General features: G+C 71.5%; 26 protein-coding genes. 23 read left to right on the forward strand and 3 right to left on the reverse strand.

Annotation, left to right across the window (positions count from 1 at the left end; translation table 11 throughout):
• Positions 1–13 precede the first annotated feature (13 nt).
• On the forward strand, positions 14–604 hold the full coding sequence (locus AC07FY_RS00975) for a hypothetical protein (protein WP_478998819.1): 591 nt from the start codon (positions 14–16) through the stop codon (positions 602–604).
• Positions 605–760: 156 nt separating this feature from the next.
• Positions 761–931 carry a hypothetical protein gene (locus tag AC07FY_RS00980; protein ID WP_478998820.1) on the forward strand — a complete coding sequence of 57 codons (171 nt, stop codon included), beginning with the start codon at positions 761–763 and terminating at the stop codon, positions 929–931.
• A 114-nt stretch (positions 932–1,045) separates the two neighbouring features.
• Here AC07FY_RS00980 and AC07FY_RS00985 read toward each other — a convergent pair whose 3' ends face one another.
• Positions 1,046–1,390: a helix-turn-helix domain-containing protein gene (locus AC07FY_RS00985; protein WP_478998821.1), complete on the reverse strand. Its 345-nt coding sequence runs from the start codon at positions 1,388–1,390 to the stop codon at positions 1,046–1,048.
• A 159-nt stretch (positions 1,391–1,549) separates the two neighbouring features.
• Between AC07FY_RS00985 and AC07FY_RS00990 the strand changes: the two genes are divergently transcribed.
• From AC07FY_RS00990 to AC07FY_RS01040, 11 genes are all read left to right on the forward strand, one after another.
• Positions 1,550–2,101, forward strand: coding sequence for a hypothetical protein (locus AC07FY_RS00990; RefSeq protein ID WP_478998822.1), 552 nt, complete (start codon positions 1,550–1,552; stop codon positions 2,099–2,101).
• On the forward strand, positions 2,101–2,247 hold the full coding sequence (locus AC07FY_RS00995) for a hypothetical protein (RefSeq protein ID WP_478998823.1): 147 nt from the start codon (positions 2,101–2,103) through the stop codon (positions 2,245–2,247). The genes AC07FY_RS00990 and AC07FY_RS00995 overlap by 1 nt, the downstream gene beginning before the upstream one ends.
• Positions 2,247–2,372 (forward strand): hypothetical protein, encoded by a 126-nt coding sequence (locus AC07FY_RS01000; protein WP_478998825.1) that lies wholly within the window; start codon positions 2,247–2,249, stop codon positions 2,370–2,372. The genes AC07FY_RS00995 and AC07FY_RS01000 overlap by 1 nt, the downstream gene beginning before the upstream one ends.
• The gene (locus tag AC07FY_RS01005) at positions 2,369–2,608 is read left to right on the forward strand and encodes a hypothetical protein (RefSeq protein WP_478998827.1); all 240 of its coding nucleotides are present in this window, start codon (positions 2,369–2,371) and stop codon (positions 2,606–2,608) included. The genes AC07FY_RS01000 and AC07FY_RS01005 overlap by 4 nt, the downstream gene beginning before the upstream one ends.
• Before the next feature lie 78 nt (positions 2,609–2,686).
• Positions 2,687–3,844 carry a hypothetical protein gene (locus tag AC07FY_RS01010; protein WP_478998829.1) on the forward strand — a complete coding sequence of 386 codons (1,158 nt, stop codon included), beginning with the start codon at positions 2,687–2,689 and terminating at the stop codon, positions 3,842–3,844.
• Positions 3,841–4,515, forward strand: coding sequence for a nuclease-related domain-containing protein (locus tag AC07FY_RS01015; RefSeq protein WP_478998831.1), 675 nt, complete (start codon positions 3,841–3,843; stop codon positions 4,513–4,515). Before AC07FY_RS01010 ends, AC07FY_RS01015 begins: the two co-directional genes overlap by 4 nt.
• Before the next feature lie 5 nt (positions 4,516–4,520).
• The gene (locus AC07FY_RS01020) at positions 4,521–5,507 is read left to right on the forward strand and encodes a hypothetical protein (RefSeq protein ID WP_478998833.1); all 987 of its coding nucleotides are present in this window, start codon (positions 4,521–4,523) and stop codon (positions 5,505–5,507) included.
• A gap of 29 nt (positions 5,508–5,536) precedes the next feature.
• A complete protein-coding gene (locus AC07FY_RS01025) occupies positions 5,537–5,944 on the forward strand; it encodes a hypothetical protein (protein WP_478998835.1) in 408 nt (135 codons plus the stop codon).
• The gene (locus tag AC07FY_RS01030) at positions 5,944–7,326 is read left to right on the forward strand and encodes a hypothetical protein (protein WP_478998837.1); all 1,383 of its coding nucleotides are present in this window, start codon (positions 5,944–5,946) and stop codon (positions 7,324–7,326) included. The genes AC07FY_RS01025 and AC07FY_RS01030 overlap by 1 nt, the downstream gene beginning before the upstream one ends.
• 89 nt (positions 7,327–7,415) lie before the next feature.
• Positions 7,416–7,595 (forward strand): hypothetical protein, encoded by a 180-nt coding sequence (locus tag AC07FY_RS01035; RefSeq protein WP_478998839.1) that lies wholly within the window; start codon positions 7,416–7,418, stop codon positions 7,593–7,595.
• A 125-nt stretch (positions 7,596–7,720) separates the two neighbouring features.
• Positions 7,721–7,861: a hypothetical protein gene (locus AC07FY_RS01040; protein ID WP_478998841.1), complete on the forward strand. Its 141-nt coding sequence runs from the start codon at positions 7,721–7,723 to the stop codon at positions 7,859–7,861.
• A gap of 9 nt (positions 7,862–7,870) precedes the next feature.
• On the opposite strand, the gene AC07FY_RS01045 is transcribed toward AC07FY_RS01040, so the two are convergent.
• Positions 7,871–8,143, reverse strand: coding sequence for a hypothetical protein (locus AC07FY_RS01045; RefSeq protein ID WP_478998842.1), 273 nt, complete (start codon positions 8,141–8,143; stop codon positions 7,871–7,873).
• A gap of 145 nt (positions 8,144–8,288) precedes the next feature.
• On the opposite strand from AC07FY_RS01045, the gene AC07FY_RS01050 reads away from it, so the two are divergent.
• From AC07FY_RS01050 to AC07FY_RS01080, 7 genes are all read left to right on the forward strand, one after another.
• Positions 8,289–9,143 carry a hypothetical protein gene (locus tag AC07FY_RS01050; protein ID WP_478998844.1) on the forward strand — a complete coding sequence of 285 codons (855 nt, stop codon included), beginning with the start codon at positions 8,289–8,291 and terminating at the stop codon, positions 9,141–9,143.
• A gap of 64 nt (positions 9,144–9,207) precedes the next feature.
• Positions 9,208–9,720: a hypothetical protein gene (locus tag AC07FY_RS01055; protein WP_478998846.1), complete on the forward strand. Its 513-nt coding sequence runs from the start codon at positions 9,208–9,210 to the stop codon at positions 9,718–9,720.
• 217 nt (positions 9,721–9,937) lie between these two features.
• A complete protein-coding gene (locus tag AC07FY_RS01060) occupies positions 9,938–10,291 on the forward strand; it encodes a hypothetical protein (protein WP_478998848.1) in 354 nt (117 codons plus the stop codon).
• Positions 10,288–11,145 carry a hypothetical protein gene (locus AC07FY_RS01065; RefSeq protein ID WP_478998849.1) on the forward strand — a complete coding sequence of 286 codons (858 nt, stop codon included), beginning with the start codon at positions 10,288–10,290 and terminating at the stop codon, positions 11,143–11,145. Before AC07FY_RS01060 ends, AC07FY_RS01065 begins: the two co-directional genes overlap by 4 nt.
• Positions 11,146–11,162: 17 nt before the next feature.
• Positions 11,163–11,822: a hypothetical protein gene (locus AC07FY_RS01070; RefSeq protein ID WP_478998851.1), complete on the forward strand. Its 660-nt coding sequence runs from the start codon at positions 11,163–11,165 to the stop codon at positions 11,820–11,822.
• Positions 11,823–11,857: 35 nt separating this feature from the next.
• Complete coding sequence (locus tag AC07FY_RS01075) at positions 11,858–12,631, forward strand: hypothetical protein (protein ID WP_478998853.1); 774 nt, start codon at positions 11,858–11,860, stop codon at positions 12,629–12,631.
• A gap of 267 nt (positions 12,632–12,898) precedes the next feature.
• Positions 12,899–13,342: a hypothetical protein gene (locus tag AC07FY_RS01080; RefSeq protein WP_478998855.1), complete on the forward strand. Its 444-nt coding sequence runs from the start codon at positions 12,899–12,901 to the stop codon at positions 13,340–13,342.
• Positions 13,343–13,405: 63 nt separating this feature from the next.
• Here AC07FY_RS01080 and AC07FY_RS01085 read toward each other — a convergent pair whose 3' ends face one another.
• The gene (locus AC07FY_RS01085; RefSeq protein WP_478998857.1) at positions 13,406–13,702 is read right to left on the reverse strand and encodes a sigma-70 family RNA polymerase sigma factor; all 297 of its coding nucleotides are present in this window, start codon (positions 13,700–13,702) and stop codon (positions 13,406–13,408) included.
• A gap of 180 nt (positions 13,703–13,882) precedes the next feature.
• On the opposite strand from AC07FY_RS01085, the gene AC07FY_RS01090 reads away from it, so the two are divergent.
• From AC07FY_RS01090 to AC07FY_RS01100, 3 genes are all read left to right on the forward strand, one after another.
• Positions 13,883–14,557, forward strand: coding sequence for a hypothetical protein (locus AC07FY_RS01090; RefSeq protein WP_478998859.1), 675 nt, complete (start codon positions 13,883–13,885; stop codon positions 14,555–14,557).
• Positions 14,558–14,619: 62 nt separating this feature from the next.
• Complete coding sequence (locus AC07FY_RS01095; protein WP_478998861.1) at positions 14,620–15,060, forward strand: hypothetical protein; 441 nt, start codon at positions 14,620–14,622, stop codon at positions 15,058–15,060.
• 106 nt (positions 15,061–15,166) lie between these two features.
• Positions 15,167–15,466 (forward strand): hypothetical protein, encoded by a 300-nt coding sequence (locus AC07FY_RS01100; protein ID WP_478998863.1) that lies wholly within the window; start codon positions 15,167–15,169, stop codon positions 15,464–15,466.
• Positions 15,467–15,481: the final 15 nt, after the last annotated feature.

Here is a 15,481-nt window from a genome sequence, read left to right on the forward strand (position 1 = left end):
AAGGAGTCATCGCATGCCCGATGACGAGATCGAGACGTACCCCCCGACCTACGCCCCATGCCAGGCCGTACGGATCACCCCGTACGCCGGCGACGAGCCCGACCACGCGGCAGCGGTCACCTACCACTTCGAGACGCCGGTGATGTTCGCCCACGCCTACCGGACGCGGCAGCCCGCCCTGTACGCCTCCACCGGCCCGTTCCCGTACGCCCCCGCCGCGCCCGGCCTGGTCGGCTTCACCGCCCCCGACGACCACCCCGACCCGCGCACCCTCACCCCATTCGCCAGCGCGCTGTACCCGCCGCAGACGGGAGCGCCGCTCGCCATCGACGCCTGGTCGAAGACCCCCGACGGCGAGACGCTGTACCTCCTCGTCCCCCTGTGGAAGCGCGCTCTCCTGGACGAGCACGAACTGGCCACCCCGCCGCAGCACCACCTCTTCGCGCTCGGTCAGGCCATGTCCACCCGCGAGGCCCGCAGCTGGCCGCGCACCGGTGACGGCGAGTACCACGTCGAGCGGGCGACCAGCGTGTTTCTGTCGACCGACACCAGCGCGCCCCCGGCAGCCGGCTCACTCGCGCCCGCTGTCCGGACAAGCTCCTGACCTGCCCGGACGCCGTCCGGACACCTGTCCAGACGCGCAGCGGCCTCTCTCCCTCTGCGGGAAGGGGGTCGCCCTGCGCGCCTCCACAGCAATAGGAACGCGGGTTCTATTCTTGTGGGGCGGTGTCCGTCCACCGCCTCCACGACAGGATCGATCATGAGCAGACCCATCCCATCCCCGCCGCCGGTCTACGCCTCCAGCCAGGCCGGCCCCTGCACGAAGTGCCACCAGACCACCCAGCGCTACGGTGTCGGCGGGAACCCCCTCTGCCCCACCTGCCGCGCGCGGGTTGAAGCGCTCCGAGCGAAGAAGATCGCCCCCGCCTGACCGGCACGGACATTGTCCGGACACGACGACGGCCCCCTCCCGCACGCTGCGGATAGGGGGCCGTCGTCATGGGGTCAGCGCCCCACCGGGTGGACGATCGTTCCCCGCGCAGTGTTAGTTGTCTGCCTGGCTTGGGCCGGAATCTCCGTTGTCGTCATCCTTCGCCTTCCGTGGCCGGGTCTTGCCGGACCCGGAGTAGCCGCGCTCGATGTCCTGAACAGTTGAGGGAGAGACGCCCAGCTTCGCCGCGAGCTTCCGCACAGAGACGTTTTCCTGTCGCTGCCCGAGGACGTAGTCCCGCCGGATATCGCTCAGTTCCTTGATCTCCGGGCCGTACGCCCGGAGGAACGCGCTGATCTCGCGGGCGCGGGCCTCCTCGTCCTCGATGCCCTTGAGGGCTCTTAGGGCGTCAAACACGCGCTGCGCCTCCTCCCCGCCACCTGCCGGTTCTTCGGCCATTCGGTTCCAATCCGCCATAGCCGCTTGCCCGACTGTATGGGAGTCCCATACAGTCGGGCAAGCAACACCACGTTGCACGTACAAGTCGGCCCCCGGTCGGGGCCTAGACAACGCCGACCGGGGGCCGCGCCAGACACCTGCCATCCAGGAGCTGACGCTGTGCACAACCCTACTGATCTGAACACCGAAGAGGCCACGGCCCTGGACGCGTTCACCGCGGCCGTCCTCGTCGCCGTCGGCGAGCACTTCCGCACGGTGAACCCGACCGACGTCCTGGAGAACGCCAACCTCCTGGTATGCGTCGGTGCCGAGGCGTACAACCTCGTGGACCGCCGCCAGGCCCGGAACGCTCCGGCCCTCTCGAGGGCGGCGATGGCCCTCATGCCGGAGCTGCGTGAGGGCATCACGCGCGGCGAGTACATGCTGCACGTCCGGGACGTCGTCGTGTCCGCCGGCCACGACTGGCCGGACGGGGACAACGACCCGGCGATCCCGCGGATCACCGGCATCCCCGGCCCGCGCAAGGAGCCGATCCCCGCGAAGGTTCCTCAGCAGCCCGGCCCGGACCAGTCGGCCGCGCCGACGTGCTGCGGGCGGGCGATGCGCCGCGACGGCTCGCAGTGGGTGTGCGGCAGGTGCAAGGGCTGGAACGACACCGGCCGTGCCGCCCTGGTCCTCGTGCCCGCCCCGGTCGAGGAGGCGACGGTCTGATGGTGAACGAGACCGCCGCGCAGCTCCTCGCCGAGGCGCGCAAGACGTACACCCAGAGCGCCCCCCAGCGGGACCCCCAGGCCGTGGCCGCCGCGACCGCGAAGGCCGCCGAGCACGCCACCGAGGCCCGGAAGGCGAGGGGCTGATGAGCAACACGATCAACCCCCAGGACGGCGACGCGACCGCCACGGCGGCGGAACTCCTCGCCCGCGCCGAGCAGGACCGCAAGGCCCAGGAGCAGTACGGCCAGCGCCCGGAGTTGGGCCGATGAAGGGTCTCAGCTGGCTCGGCGGCGGCAACGATCGCAAGCTCGCCGCCACCACGTACGCGGGCCGCCCGTCCGCCTCGGCCAAGGCGGCGGAGGCCCGGCAGGCCGCCGCCGACAAGAAGGCCGCGAAGAGGCAGGCGAAGTCCCGGATCGCGCGAGCGATCGACGTCCGCGACGCCGCCCGCAAGGGCCAGGCGTGGGAGGACGAAGACCGCCGCCGCGAGCGCGAAAGGCGCTGACGGCGGCACCGCAGCCGGCCCGCCCCCCTTCCTCCGGGGCGGGCCGGCCATCCCCGTGTCGACAGAGAGGTAAGACCGATGGACCAGGCCACCCAGCAGCAGCCACGCGTCGAAGGCGTGAAGTACCGCAAGGTACGGCTGTACCGGTCGGAGACGACCGAGATCGACGGCGTCGCCTCCACCCGCCGAGTCGCCTACGACGGCTGGGAGCCGGTCCCGCCGCGCGAGTGGGACGAGCTGATCCTGCGCGGCGTCACCGGCATCGCGATCGCCTTCACGGCCATCGCGGTAGCGGGCGGAACCGCAAGCCTCGGCGGCCTCCTCGACCCCCTGGTCCCCTCCGTCTTCGCGTACGGCATGGGCTCCGTGTTCGCCATCGCCTGGCTGTACTGCCTCGCGATCGAGTGGCTGAACCGGACCGCACCCGACCGCGCCCGCCCCGCCAAGATCGCCGGGTGGTTCTTCCTGCTGCTCAGCATGGGCGCGGTCGCCGCGTACGGCCACACCCTCAACCAGGAGTGGGCGGGCGGCTTCGGCGCGTGCGTCGACCTGATCGCCAAAGGCTCGTGGTGGCTCCTCCTCCGTGAGTACGCGGTCCCGCTCGACGCGGGCATCGCGCACTGGGTGCAGGACCAAGAGCAGAAGCTGGCCGGGCGGGCGCTCCTCGCCGGCCGGGTCCGCCGCCTCAACCGGCGGGCCGCGTACCAGCGGGCCGTCGGCGGAGCCGAGTTCCAGGCGGCCGACGCCATGCTGACTCACGCCGAGACCCGGCGCAGCCTCCCCGAGGCCGCAGCCGAGCCCGTCGCGGAGCCTGCCCCTGCACCCGCACCGGTCGCCCAGCCCGCCCCCGCACCGGCGCCTCAGCCGGTCCCCGCGCCGCAGCCCGCCCCGGCTCCGGCCGCTCCGCCCGTTCCGTCGGTCGTTCCCGCGGCCTCCGCCCCCGTCATCCCTCCTACGCACTCCGGAAGTTCAGTCCCTCCGGTCCCTCCGGCGGACGAGGAGCACGACCAGGGCGACGAGCAGGAGACCCCCGTCCCTCCGGTCGCCGAGATCACCCGCCCGTCGATCATGTCGATCTGCCGCACGGAGATCGGCAAGAACGCGGAGGTCACGGACGCCGAGCTGCTTGCCACGGTCCTCGCGGCCCGCCACCCCAGCACGCCGCAGCTCGCTGACACCGTGCGCCGCAGCGCACAGCGCGCCGACCCGACCCGAAAGACCCGGAAAGTCTCGTGACCCTCATCGTCATTCTCGCCGTGGCCGCTGTCGTCGCCTGGTACCTCCAGGGGCGGCAGCGCCCCGGCGCGGGCTCCTCGGCCGCCGCTCAGGCCCGTCGCCTCCGCAGTCCACTGGTCCGCCTCGCCGACCTCGTCGGCCTCGAGACCGCACGCGGTCGCCAGGCGCAGCAGTGGGCCGCAGGGGCAGCGGGGGAGAAGGCCACCGCCGCCCGCCTCAGGGTCCTCGCCCGCCAGGGCTGGACCGTCCTCCACGACCGCGCGCTCCTCACCGGCCGCGCGAACGTCGATCACCTCCTGGTGAGCCCCGGCGGCGTCGTGTTCGTCCTCGACAGCAAGCGCTGGTCCTCCCGCTACCGGCTGCGGATCGTCGGCGGTCGTCTCCTCCAGGTCGGCCGCGATCACGTCGAACGCGACGTCACCAGCCGGCTCGACGGCATCCGCCACGAGGCCCGCGCGGTCTCGCAGGCCCTTGGCTGCCCCGTCATCCCGATCGTCTCGATGGAAGGCGCCCCGCTCGACGGCGACCAGCTGGTGCTCGACGGCATCCGCATCGTCCCCGCCGACCAAGCCGTGGCAGTCCTCCGCTCCATCGCCCGCCGCCGCCGCGCCGTGGGGGAGCACCCCGGCCAGCGCGCCGCCGCCCTCTTCAAGCCGTACCGAAGGAAGTGACCAGCGTGGACAGCACCACGACCGACGACCAGCCCAAGGAAGAGGCCCCGGCTCCGTTCCGCGTCCGCGACGTGTTCGCCTTCCGTCGGCCCAAGGCCGAAGACGAGCCCGAGGCGGAGGAGACGGAACAGGCACCCGAGCCCGCCCCGGCCGCCACGGTCTCGGCCCAGGCCACCGCGCTGCGGCCCGGCGACCGGGCCCCGAACTGGTGGGATCCGAAGCCGGTCATCCTCGGCGCCGCCTGCAAGCACCCCAACCCGCGCACCTTCCGGATGGAGGGGCAGACCGAGCCCATCCCCTACCACTGCCCGGACTGCGACACCGAGCTTGCCCCCGACGGTACGGAGAACAAGCCCAGGGGCAACCCGCTGCAGGTGGATAGCGCTCCTCGCCACGTCCCCGCGTCGAAGTGCGAGCACCCGACCCCGCACGAGGTCCGCAACAAGGTCACCGGCCAGCTCGTCGCGTTCTGGTGCGCCGACTGCGAGACGCAGCTCGACGTCCCTGACGACTACGACGAACTCACCGACGTCACCGAGGAAGGCGACGGGGGAGAGGCCGGCGAGGACGGGAAGCCCGTCGACAAGGTCCCGGCATCCATCCGCCACCGCTGGTCCATGCGCGGCAACGGCAAGAAGACGTACTCACGTCCGGTGTACGGCAAAACCTCGGACGAGCGGAAGAAGTCCGGGATCGAAGCCTGGAACGGGATGCCGAAGAAGACCCGGCACCTGCTCTACAACGGGGCCGCGCTCGGCGCGGGCTTCTGGATCGGCGTCCCGCAGTTCTGGACCGCCGAGGTCGTCTACCTGGTCGACACCTACGGCTCGTGGACCGACTTCTACGTGTGCATCTGGTACGGCGTCGCGGTCGGGATCTGGGTGATCGACTACCGCACCCGGAACTGGTTCCCGCCCTTCGCGCTGGCCGCCCGCATCCCGCTCGTCTCGATGATCGTCGGCGTGCTGCTCTACGGCAATCCGGCCGCCTGACCACCTCTCACCCCTGAACGGAAAGAAGCATGAGCAGCAGCCTGATCCCCGCCTTCGGCGCCGCCGGCCTCGCCCTCGGCCTGACCGGCATCCTCTGGTTCGGCACATCCACCGGCGGCAAGGTCAAGCCCCTCGGCTGGTGGTGGACCCTCTTCCTGGCCATGGTCGCCGGAGCGTCGTACAAGGCGGCCGGAACGCCCTTCGACCTCGTGTCCAGCCTCGTCAACGACGGGCTCGGCCTCTTCGGCGAGGTCGTTCCCAAAGCCACCATGGCGGGCATCGCCCTGTTCCTCACCAGCGTGATCCTCTACAAGAAGCTGTCGACCCGCCAGGTGATGGTGATCGGCATCATCTTCTGGTACGTCGCGTCCGGCGCGGGCGGCGCGTACTCCCTCCTCGCCGACAAGATCGACGTCATCATGCAGAGGTTCGCCTGATGGCCGCCCACCTGCACGCCGTCCCCGACCCCGAGCCTGAGCCCGACGAGGCCCCGGGGGAGCGGCGGGTCACCCTGGTCGCCGCCCTCCTCCCCTACATCCCCGACCAGCCGGACCGGCCCGACCTCCCGGACGAGCCGGACCAGCCTGATCTGCCCGACGTACCGGACAGCCCCGACCAGCCGGACAGCCCGGAGGAAGGGGAGTGGGAGGACGAGCCCGAAGACGCGGACGACGAGGGGGAGGAGAACGACGAGCGGCGCGGCCTGCTCGCCGAACTCCAGCCGTACTACGACGTCCGCCCGCTCGCCGAACTCGGCCCGATCGTTGTTGAGGCCAGCAAGACGGCCGGCCCGCTGCTCCTGCGAGGCATCGGACGGCTCCTGCGCAGGCTCGTCCAGCTGACCGCCTGGTACGGCCGGGGGATCGGGGTGCTCCTGGTCCTCCTCGCCGGATGGCTGTCCGGGAAGTTCGGCAAGGGCAGCATCGGTGCCCGCCTCGGCGGCTTCGCGTTCCTTATCTACGCCGTCGCCAAGTTGTCCACGCAGTACGCGTACGCCTCGTGGATCACCCTCGGCGTGCTGATCGTCGCTGTCGCCCTGGCGGCCGGTGGCCACATCGAAGTTCCCGAGAGCAAGCCCGCGAAGAAGGAGACCGGTAAGGGCGAGGGGAAGACCAAGGGGACGAAGGAGAAGGACGCGAAGACCCCCGCGAAGGGCAAGGCCGCCGCGGCCGAGAAGGGCGCGGAGAAAGGCGTCGAGGAGATCCCCGAGGTGTCGAAGGAGGCCCCCGCCGAGGCTCCCCGCGCGTCGTGGGTGGCCCGCTTCCTCCGCCGCCCGGCGTCCCCCGCAGAGGCCCCCGCCGGGTCCCCCGCCGACCCTCCGGCCGGCTCCCCCGGGGAGATCGAGGAAGAGGCCGACGAAGCCGAGGAGGAGACCTCCGTCGAGGCCCCGCCCACCCCCTCCCGGGAGGCTGTGATCGGGGCTCTCCATCACCTCTACCGAGGGGGCTCCGGGGTGCTCCTCACGGTGCTCTCCGACCACCTCTCCACGGCCGACACCCGGGCCCTGAAAGAGGTGCTGGGAGAGGTGGAGATCCCCCACCGCCAGGGGGTGCGCACACCGGCCGGGAATGGGCCCGGCGTGCACCGCGACGACATCCCGCCTCTTCCCTTCTCGCAGAGGACCCCCCAGGGGACCGATGTTGTTGCAGGTCAGGCTGCCAACGCCAACGCCAACAACACCGCCAACGCCCCCGGAGAGGGGTTGGGTGCATACCCCACCGAGTGGACGCGGGAGCAGGTCCAGCGCGGCTTCCGATCGGTCCCGGACCCGGAGCGCGGACCGACCGCGTCAAAGATCGAGCGGTGGCCCGGGGGTTGACGCACGGTGCCTGAATGTGATCAGGGCGTAGCGATGGATCTGCGGGATGGGCCATGATGGAGGTGATCTGAAATATGGAAGGGACGGCCATGAGCCACGACCAGCACGCTCACCCGGTGAAGTGCTGCTGCTGCGCGCGGGCGGACGCCGCGCCGGAGCGGGAGCCGTTCCGCCTCGCCGACCTCGCCGACATCCCGCGCAACCAGTGGATCGGCGGCACGATCATGTTCGCCGTGATCGCCGTCCTCCTCTTCGTCCGCCACGGATAGAACTCCGGGCCCAACCCCGAGCCGGGCCAGAACGAGCAGAGGCCGCACACGATTCGTGTGCGGCCTCTGGCATGTCCGGAGGGGGTACGCTCCCCGCCCCTACAGCACGGTCGGAAGGTGACGTCATGGCGGGAACAACGGCGTTCGTGTGGGTTCTGCTCGGCGGCTGCATCGTCGCGGTCGTCGCGGTCGTTGCCAGAGCGAAGGTCGAGATCGCGCGGATCCAGGCGAATGCCGGTCGGGTCGACCCGGCCCGGCGGGGCTGACCCGGCCGGTCAGTCCTCGTCGGTCGTCTTGCGCTGGCGGAGCCCGGGGACCTTGTACTCCCGGGCGATGCCGGTGATCGTCCCCTCGGTCCACGGCGTGTGCGGAGCCAGTGCGCCGTGAGAGATCTGAGCCGTGCGCAGCTCCTCGGCGACGGCCGCGCGGGCGGCGTGCCGCTTCTCCTCCTCGGCCTTGACGGCGTCCTCCCACTCCTTGATCGCGGCCAGCATCGTCTCGCTGGGCTGGTAGTCGGCGTACGTGTTGCGCGGTCCGGTTCGGCTCATGCCCCGAGTGTTCCACAAGCCGGTTACGGCAAACCTGGTACGGACAAGTGATTCCCTAAATATATTTCGGTTATCTGGTTTCCCTCAATCCATTACGGAAAGAATGGAGGTGTACCCACTCACCACCCCACCCGAAAGGCCCCACATGACCGACAGCTACGCGGAGCGCCTGGCCTCCTCCTCTCCACTGGCCGCCGCAGCGCTCGCCCTCGGCGACCTGGCCGAGCCCAGCGCCCGCAAGGAGCAGATCGCCCGGCTCGGCGACCGCGCCGGGCTCGTCCTGGTCCACAGCCCCGACGACTTCGACCCGCACTTCGCCCGACCGGACAGCGGAACGGCGGTGTGCGCCCAGCAGGTCTACCGCGTGCTGAACGCCGAACAGGCGGCCCGCGTGTCCCTGCTCTGCACCGCATGCGAGCGGGCCGCCGAAGCGATCGGCCGCGCCCGGGTCGATGAGATGCGCCAGGCCGCGAACGAGTCCGGGGCTCGGGTGCGCACCGACCCCAACCCGGAGGACCCCGAGTGGCAGGCCGCCTTGGAGCGGCTGACGGTCTCCCTCTCCTTCCTGAGCGAGCACGACCCGGTGACCTCCGAGGCGATCCAGTCGGCCGCCCAGGAGGTCGCCGACGAACTGGGCGCCAAGCCGACCGAGGGCGACGTGCTGATCGCCGAACTCGCCAAGCTCGGCCGCCACGCCTACCCGGGCGGCGAGGGCGGCGTCTCGTACCTGATCATGGCCGCCGCCCCGGACGCACCGGACGACCCGACGTTCCCCTACGGTCGCCCGCACGTCCTGATGTACGCCGGCGAGCAGGCCGACCGGCCCGCCTGGAAGCACATCGAGCCGTGGTCCGCGCACCTGCACGGCGCGGACGGCGACTACGTGGCCACGATCGGCCCGAACTTCTCCGGCCGCCTGAACGCCGGCGCCGACGCCGCCCGCTGCGCCCGCGAGGTCGACCAGTGGCTCCGCGCCTTCCACGGCACCCCCGCGACCTGACCCCGCACCACCCCGGGGAGGGCCGCCCGGCCCTCCCCCCTCCCCCGCACACGAGGAGATCGCCATGTACGAGGTCACCATCCAGCACCCCGCCTTCGCGGAGAAGACGTTCACCGCGAAGGACGGCGGCGAGCTGCGCACCCTGGTCTACGGCGTGGCCCGCGCCCAGGGCAAGCAGCCGACCTGGGACCGCGACCTGGTCGCCGAGGTCGGCGACGTCCGCTCCCGCGCCGACATCGAAGGCGTCGGCCTGATCGAGGTCTACGACCTGACGGTGCAGGTGAAGCCCGCCGAGAACGAGAACGACTACGCGTGCGAGGGCCACGAGAGCCTGTACGTCGGCCTGGGCGAGAGCGTGACCTGCGACGGCTCGTGCGTGCCCCGGCTGCGGTTCAGCCGCGACACCCTGATGCGCCTGGCGTCCGCGCTGGACGACGAGGACCTGGACGAGTCCGGCGGATGCGGCGCCTGCGGCCTGGAGGCCGACCAGATGTGCGCGGCCTGCGGGCGCTGCAACTGCGACACCCACGGGTCGTGCAAGCGGCCATCGGCCGAGCCGGACACGTCCGGACAGTAGGCCGGACACGTCCGGACGCCCCGCTCTCCCTGGTGGAGGGCGGGGCGCCCTGCTGTTCAGCGGTGTTCGCCGGTGTTCAGCGATGTTCGCTGAACACCTCCGGACCTGCACTCTTTGCCAACCCTTTGCCAAATCTCTTTCCCGTAATGGGTTGTCCGAAATGGATTCAGGAAATGATGTTGATGTAACCACTCACCACCCACCAGAGGACGAGGCCATGAGCGCACCGGACACCACCACCCACCCCGCCCGGTGTCTCAAGTGCCGCAGGATCCTCCGCAATCCCAGCCCCGACGGCTACGGCCCGAAGTGCCGGGCGAAGGTGCGCCGCACCGCGCGGCTCAGCCCCCCGGCCGCGTACAAGCCGTACCAGCTGGCCAAGGCCATGGAGCTTCTGGAGTCCGGCGGCCTCATCCCCCTCCGCGCGAACCGCATCTTCCTCGCGGTCTCCGACGATGGCAGCGAGGTCTACCGCACCGCGGCCACCGGCCAGTGCAACTGCCCGGCCGGCCTGCGGGCCACGTCGCTCTGCTACCACGGTGCGGCTGCTCTCCTGGTGGCCTCCGCATGAGCCGCGCATGGGATGCCTTCAAGGCGCGGGTACAGGACCTCGGCGGCACTGTCCTCGAACCGGCATGGCTCGGCAGCAAGACGCCACACCGAGTCCGCTGCGTCCAGGGCCACGACTGCACCCCGCGCCCCAACCACGTCCAGAAGGGGCAGGGGATCTGCCGGGCCTGCGTCGGCCAGGACCCGAAGGTCGCCGAGCTGGCGTTCCGGGCCCGGCTCGCCGAGCTGGGCGCCGTGCTCCTCGAACCGGCATGGCTCGGCAGCAAGACCACGCACCGAGTCCGCTGCGCGCAGGGCCACGAGTGCACGCCGTACCCGAACGCAGTACAGCGCGGACAGGGAATCTGCCGGACCTGCGCCGGGCGCGACGCCGAGGCGACCGAGGCAGCGTTCCGGGCGCGGCTCGCCGAACTCGGCGGTGTCCTCCTCGAACCGAACTGGCTCGGTAGCCACGTCGCCCACCTCGTGCGGTGCGCGAAGGGCCACGAGGGCAAGCCCTGGCCGACCGCAGTCCTACAAGGACAGGGGATTTGCGGCACCTGCGCCGGAAGCCTCTGGGACGTCCTGTACGTCGTCACCGACGAAGCGGCCGAGGTCGTGAAGGTCGGGATCACGTCCGGCGACCCTCGGCCCCGGCTGAACGACCACCGCTGTGACGGCCTGGACCAGGTCGTGCGGCTCCTCGTCGGTCTGCCCGAAGGCGTGGCCCGCGCGATGGAGCTGATGGTGCTCGGCGCACTGCGGGACGCCCGCGAGACGCCGGTGCGCGGCAAGGAGTACTTCCCCGGTCGGGCCCTCCCCCTGGTGCTCGACGTCATCGACAACCACCCGGCCACCCGGCCGGCGACCGCCTGACCCGAGAGGACACCGAGATGGACCAGCACACGACCGCCGCCCAGCGCGCACGCCTCCTCGCCGGAATCGTCCGTGGCCACGCCACCGGCCACCCCGAGGCCAAGGCCCTGCGCTTCGTCGCCCGCCAGCTCGGCCAGGCGAGCGCCGTCCTGCGCGGCCTGGGCGGAGACCACGACGTCGCCGACCGCGCCGAGGCGATCCTGTGGCGCGCCCGGATGGCCGCCCCCGAGGGCTTCCCGGCGCACGTCATCGGCTACGTCCAGGCACCGCTGAGCGGCCACCTCCCGGGCCTGGATGACCTCATGCCCGCCGACCCGGCGCACGTCCACCGCGAGCGCGCGCTGCGCGCCCGCCTCTTCGAAGTCCTCGGCTCCGGCCTCCTCGGCAGCAGCGACGACCAGGAGGTGACGGCCGCCCTGGTCGGCCTTCTCGACATCCACGCCGCGCACGCCGCGCTGGCCGCCGAGGTCAAGACCCATGGACGGGCCGACGCGCTCCCGAGCGTCTACCGGCCGCACACCGGCACGCGCACCGCCCAGCACCTGCCCGGCCGGCTCACCGTCTTCGACGGCGGCCAGATCCTCGCCGAGCTGAACGTGCCGTACGGCATTACCCCCGGCGACATCTGGCAGCTCATCCGGGACACCGCGCCCGCCCGCCAGCTCGTCGCCGCCTGATCCCACCGACCCCGACCACAGAGGAGAACCCGCGCATGTTCCGCGAGATCATCACCCACGCAGGCGACACCACCGAAGGCACCGCCAGCGAGTCGCACGCCCTGCTGACCCTGCGCCGGGCCCTCCGGCGCGGCTACGCCATCGAGGCCACCCGGAACGGCGGCGCGCTCATCACCTGGACCCGTCGGGAACTCCGGGGCGGCATCGTGCACCGCTCGATCACCTTCATCCCGGAGATGCCGGTCGGCACCCTGACCGAGGCGGTGATCCTCGACCTGACGGACATCCGCGACCTGCGCCCGGTCCAGTACATGGACAACGACTATGGGCGCCGGATCATCCTCGCCGGGCTCACCGAGATCAGCGCGATGGCCACCGCGACCCTGCGCGCCCGTCGGCTCGTGACCGCCGACGAGCGCGGCAACGTCCGGCTCACCCTCACCGCGCGCCTCGGCCTGCTGGCTGCCGCCCACCGGACGACGACTACCGAGCCCGAGGGCTGGACGCGGGCCTCGGACAGCCAGCTCGTCACGGCCGGACTGAACCGGCCCGGCCGCCGCGCCGGGATGGTCCGCCAGCCGGCCAGCGCGGCCTCCTGCTCGTGCGGACAGTTCAGCGCCTTCGGCGGCGACCGCACCGAGGCGCGGAACCTGGCACGCCGCCACCGCCACGACGTGGCCGCCGCCTTCGTCGCCGACCTCCCCGTCAACTTCACCGACGCGGTCACGGCACCGGCTGAGCCTTCGGCGCGCGAGGTCGGCCTTGAAGACCGCCGGTACTGGGCGGACGTGTACGACCGGGGCGAGTGAGCCGCTGGACAGCCTCGTCCGGACAATGTCCGGACACGCTGACCAGCGGGAACGCGACTAGCGTGCGGGACGCTCCGGACATGTCCGGGCGGTTGTCCGGACGCCGTCCGGACATGTCCGGAGCCGTGGATTCCTTCCCACTTCCCGGGTCGTACCCGGTACCCCAGGGACCTCCCGACGTTAGTCATAGTGTCCACCCACTAACCACGTACGCATCACAATGAGCGGCGGATCCACCGCCGGTAACCGATCAGAAAGAGACCCCGCATGGGAGCCATCCTCGAACCCCGGCCCGACATGGAGCCCTGGTTCAACGTCGAAGTCCGGCGCGAGTCGGCGTACGTGACCGCGACGACCTACATCCGCGCGTACTACCGGCAGAGGGCCGGCGAAGGCGACATCACCGACGAGGAGCGGGCGGCGGCCTGGGTGCCCCTGGACGAGCACGTGCTGCGCGCGCCCGGCACTCCGAAGGCCCTGGCCAGCGCGCTCCGGCAGATCGCCGAGCACAACGCGTACCGGGAGTGGGTGCGCACCGGCAGCCACGCCGGTGACGCGGGTGCCGAGGTGCTGGACGGTCACGCGCTGGTGGCCGCCCCGAACTCGCACCGGTACGAGGAGCTGCCGGACGCGCCCGAGCTGAGCCACATCGAGTTCGGGTACGAAGACGTCGGCCCGATCCTCGCCGACCTCCAGCGGCTCGACGGCTGACCCCCGGCTATGCGAAGGGCGCCCCACACGACAGCGTGCGGGGCGCCCTCTCGCGTCCGGGGGTCAGTCGGTGGTCGTCTTGGCGGCAGCGCGGCGCCTGTTCTCGGGGGCGCGGTGCCCGGCGGCGATGTCGTGGACTCGCTGCGGGGTGACTTCCAGCGGGCCGGACAGGGTCTTGGCGCTGTGCTGCGGCATGTCGAGCAGGGCGCGGACGGTGACCTGCCTCTGCTCGCGGAGCCAAGCCGTGAGGTCGGGCGTGGCCTTGAGGGCGCGGCCGAGGATCTGCGCGCGCTCGACGGTGGGCTCGCCGGCCAGCTCGGCGAGGGCGGCGAAGACTTCGGGGAGTTCGTGGCGGCTCATGCCAGCAGGCTAGTGCCCACCCACTATGAGAGGCGTCAAGCCCGACGCCCCAGGTTGACGGCAAAGGGCTCTGACCTGCGAAAACTTCCCCGATTTCTTCCCGTCGCCCCGGTACCCCAGGGAGTTACCCGCGTTAGTCATAGTGTCCACCCACTAAAACCACCCTCCAAGGAGTCAGTCATGGACGCCAGCCTCGCCCTCCAGGTCCTCACCAGCCGCGCGAACCACGTCTTCGAAGAGGACGAGGCGGCCCGCACCCGCCTGACCAAGGCACTCGCGATCGACGGTGCTCACCTCGACGGCCTCATGGACACCGTGCTGGCCAGCGCGGGCAAGGCGAAGCCGTGGCACCAGCTCATGAAGCGCATCAAGCGCCACGGCGTCCGCGAGGCCCTGGCCAAGCAGCGCGAAGAGGCCGTGGAGAGCCTGCTTCAGTGGGGCTTCTCGATGAGCACGAGCATGGTCAGCAACGCACAGCGGATCGCCGAGCAGGACGGCCTGCGCCGCTTCCTGTCGACCACCGACGGCATGGAGATCGACGAGGACCAGACCCCGGCCGAGGAGGTCACCTCGGAGCCCGCACCCGAGCCGACTCCGCCCGCCCCGGTGGAGATCCCGAAGGCGACCCCGGCCCAGAAGCGCACCCTGGCGGCCATCCGCGACAACGGCGTCAAGCTCCAGGAGTTCAGGGTCGGCCGCACGACCGTCGAGGTCGCACAGGGCTACCGCCCCCGCAAGGACATGGTCCAGTGGGTGATCTCGAAGGGCTGGGCCACGACCGACACCTCCCGCTCGCTGTTCCAGGGGCAGCCGGTCGCCCTCACCGCGGTCGGCGAGGCGATCCTCGCCGGCTGACCGGAAGCACCCCGGGGCGGGGCCAACCGGCCCCGCCCTCCTCCTTCCAGAAGGGCCCACCCATGCGCGCCACCACGACCCCCACCGCCCGCGAGGCCAGCGACCTCGGCGAGGCCATCGGCGAGATTGCGGCCTTCGCGGCCATGTCCCTCCATGAGTCCTTCCCGCACCTCGACCTGGAGGACCTGGTCGACCGCTTCTCCGACGGCCGCGCCGTGCGGTTCATCGGCCGCCGCTTCGTGGCCGCCATCGAGGAGGGCAAGACCCCCGGCGAGGCGGCCGGCGAAGCGGGCGCGGCCCTGATGCACGCCTGGGCTGCGGCCCGCCTCGAGACCCGCGCCCAGCTCGACCACGAGAAGGCCGCCGGGCCGGAGGCGAACCCGTGGGGGCCGATGGTCCTCTGCTGGTGCGGCACCGAGGTCTGCGACGTCGCGGAGGCCCGGCAGGGCCACCACGACGCGTGGCACACGGGCGAGCGCCCGGCGCCCTGGTCGACCGCCTGACCTGCGAAAACTTCCCCGATTCCCTGCGTTCCACCCGGTACCCCAGGGGTGTTCGGAAGTTAGCCATAGTGTCCACCCACTAAAGCCCATACCTCGGGAGCCCGCCATGTCCGCCCTTCTCAACTCCCAGCGCTGGCAGATCCGCTACTCGTACCCGTCCTCCGACCCCTACGCGCGCAACGGCCGCCAGTTCAACACCACCTACCTGAACAACGACGAGGAGAACCTGCCGCCCCAGGAAGCGGCAGCGGCCATCGCTCGCGGCTTCCGCCACGAGGGCCCCTTCGCGGACATCGAGATCTGGCAGGAGAGCGAGCAGGACCGCGACGCCCGGCTCGCCGCCCGCCGCCGCGAGCAGGCCCGCGACCGGATGGGCGAGGGCTGGGACATGGGCGGCGCGAACTGACCAGCTTGACCACCG

The organism is Streptomyces sp. NPDC045967, assembly GCF_056430495.1.

Excerpts from the sequence above, each read along its gene's own strand:
- AC07FY_RS01050 (WP_478998844.1), top strand. The coding sequence starts at position 8,289 with ATGACCGACAGCTACGCGGAGCGCCTGGCCTCCTCCTCTCCACTGGCC.
- AC07FY_RS01010 (WP_478998829.1), top strand. The coding sequence starts at position 2,687 with ATGGACCAGGCCACCCAGCAGCAGCCACGCGTCGAAGGCGTGAAGTAC.
- AC07FY_RS01075 (WP_478998853.1), top strand. The coding sequence starts at position 11,858 with ATGTTCCGCGAGATCATCACCCACGCAGGCGACACCACCGAAGGCACC.
- AC07FY_RS01085 (WP_478998857.1), bottom strand. The coding sequence starts at position 13,702 with ATGAGCCGCCACGAACTCCCCGAAGTCTTCGCCGCCCTCGCCGAGCTG.
- AC07FY_RS00995 (WP_478998823.1), top strand. The coding sequence starts at position 2,101 with ATGGTGAACGAGACCGCCGCGCAGCTCCTCGCCGAGGCGCGCAAGACG.
- AC07FY_RS01055 (WP_478998846.1), top strand. The coding sequence starts at position 9,208 with ATGTACGAGGTCACCATCCAGCACCCCGCCTTCGCGGAGAAGACGTTC.
- AC07FY_RS01070 (WP_478998851.1), top strand. The coding sequence starts at position 11,163 with ATGGACCAGCACACGACCGCCGCCCAGCGCGCACGCCTCCTCGCCGGA.
- AC07FY_RS01095 (WP_478998861.1), top strand. The coding sequence starts at position 14,620 with ATGCGCGCCACCACGACCCCCACCGCCCGCGAGGCCAGCGACCTCGGC.
- AC07FY_RS01080 (WP_478998855.1), top strand. The coding sequence starts at position 12,899 with ATGGGAGCCATCCTCGAACCCCGGCCCGACATGGAGCCCTGGTTCAAC.
- AC07FY_RS00975 (WP_478998819.1), top strand. The coding sequence starts at position 14 with ATGCCCGATGACGAGATCGAGACGTACCCCCCGACCTACGCCCCATGC.
- AC07FY_RS01100 (WP_478998863.1), top strand. The coding sequence starts at position 15,167 with ATGTCCGCCCTTCTCAACTCCCAGCGCTGGCAGATCCGCTACTCGTAC.
- AC07FY_RS01045 (WP_478998842.1), bottom strand. The coding sequence starts at position 8,143 with ATGAGCCGAACCGGACCGCGCAACACGTACGCCGACTACCAGCCCAGC.
- AC07FY_RS01090 (WP_478998859.1), top strand. The coding sequence starts at position 13,883 with ATGGACGCCAGCCTCGCCCTCCAGGTCCTCACCAGCCGCGCGAACCAC.
- AC07FY_RS01040 (WP_478998841.1), top strand. The coding sequence starts at position 7,721 with ATGGCGGGAACAACGGCGTTCGTGTGGGTTCTGCTCGGCGGCTGCATC.
- AC07FY_RS00980 (WP_478998820.1), top strand. The coding sequence starts at position 761 with ATGAGCAGACCCATCCCATCCCCGCCGCCGGTCTACGCCTCCAGCCAG.
- AC07FY_RS00985 (WP_478998821.1), bottom strand. The coding sequence starts at position 1,390 with ATGGCCGAAGAACCGGCAGGTGGCGGGGAGGAGGCGCAGCGCGTGTTT.
- AC07FY_RS01065 (WP_478998849.1), top strand. The coding sequence starts at position 10,288 with ATGAGCCGCGCATGGGATGCCTTCAAGGCGCGGGTACAGGACCTCGGC.
- AC07FY_RS01060 (WP_478998848.1), top strand. The coding sequence starts at position 9,938 with ATGAGCGCACCGGACACCACCACCCACCCCGCCCGGTGTCTCAAGTGC.
- AC07FY_RS01005 (WP_478998827.1), top strand. The coding sequence starts at position 2,369 with ATGAAGGGTCTCAGCTGGCTCGGCGGCGGCAACGATCGCAAGCTCGCC.
- AC07FY_RS01035 (WP_478998839.1), top strand. The coding sequence starts at position 7,416 with ATGAGCCACGACCAGCACGCTCACCCGGTGAAGTGCTGCTGCTGCGCG.
- AC07FY_RS01030 (WP_478998837.1), top strand. The coding sequence starts at position 5,944 with ATGGCCGCCCACCTGCACGCCGTCCCCGACCCCGAGCCTGAGCCCGAC.
- AC07FY_RS01025 (WP_478998835.1), top strand. The coding sequence starts at position 5,537 with ATGAGCAGCAGCCTGATCCCCGCCTTCGGCGCCGCCGGCCTCGCCCTC.
- AC07FY_RS01000 (WP_478998825.1), top strand. The coding sequence starts at position 2,247 with ATGAGCAACACGATCAACCCCCAGGACGGCGACGCGACCGCCACGGCG.